This is a genomic window from Saccharothrix mutabilis subsp. mutabilis, assembly GCF_039521145.1.
GTDB classification, from domain to species: Bacteria; Actinomycetota; Actinomycetes; order Mycobacteriales; family Pseudonocardiaceae; genus Actinosynnema; species Actinosynnema mutabilis.
Map to the genome: position 1 here is coordinate 1 of NZ_BAAABU010000054.1, position 1,103 is coordinate 1,103.

Here is a 1,103-nt window from a genome sequence, read left to right on the forward strand (position 1 = left end):
CGCAAGTGGTGGGACGCCCAGGGCACCGCCGCCAACACCAACGACCTGCGCGGCAAGATCCTGCGCATCCACCCCGAGTCCGACGGCACGTACACCATCCCGTCCGGCAACATGTTCGCCCCCGGCACCGCCAAGACCCGGCCCGAGATCTACGCGATGGGCTTCCGCAACCCGTTCCGCTTCAGCGTCCACCCGACCACCGGCGCGATCTACGTGGCCGACTACGGCCCCGACGCGGGCGCGGACAACGCCAACCGCGGGCCGGGTGGCCTGGTGGAGTGGAACATCGTGAAGTCGCCGGGCAACTACGGCTGGCCGTACTGCATCGGCAACAACACCCCGTTCAACGACTACGACTTCGCCACCGGCACCTCGGGCGCGAAGTTCAACTGCGCCGCGCCCACCAACACCTCCCCCAACAACACCGGCCTGACCACGCTCCCGGCCGCGCGCGCCGCCGACGTCTGGTACGGCAACAGCGCCACCGAGGGCAACAAGTTCCCGGAGTTGGGCACCGGTGGCGAGGCGCCGATGGCGTTCCCGATCTACCAGTACAACGCCAACAACCCGTCGCAGACGAAGTTCCCGGCGTACTACGACGGCGTGCCGTTCGTCGGCGAGTGGGCACGCAACCGGATCTGGGAGTTCCGGCCGGATTCGAACGGGAACCTGTTGAAGATCAACAACTTCCTGTCCACCATGTCGTTCGCCTCGCCCATGGACATGAAGTTCGGCCCGGACGGCTCGATGTACCTGCTGACGTGGGGCACGGGTTGGGACGACAACGTCCACCTGCCCGGGGCGGGGTTGTTCCGGATCGACTACAACGCCGGTGAGCGCAGCCCGATCGCGCAGGCGTCGGCCACCCCGTCCTCCGGCGGGACGCCGTTGACGGTGGCGTTCTCCAGCGCGGGTTCCCGCGACCCGGAAGGCGGGGCGCTGTCCTACCGCTGGACGTTCGGCGACGGCGGCACCTCCACCGCCGCGAACCCCTCCCACACCTACAACTCGCGCGGCACGTTCAACGTGCAGTTGACGGTGACCGACCCGACCGGCAAGACCGGCACGGCGAACCTGACGGTGACCTCGGGCAACACCGCGCC

At 68.5% G+C, this 1,103-nt stretch carries 1 protein-coding gene; it reads left to right on the forward strand.

Annotated features, from left to right (window positions below; all coding sequences use genetic code 11):
* Nucleotides 1-1,103: PQQ-dependent sugar dehydrogenase (locus ABD126_RS38550; protein WP_343940643.1), on the forward strand; the 1,103-nt coding region annotated here is incomplete at both ends.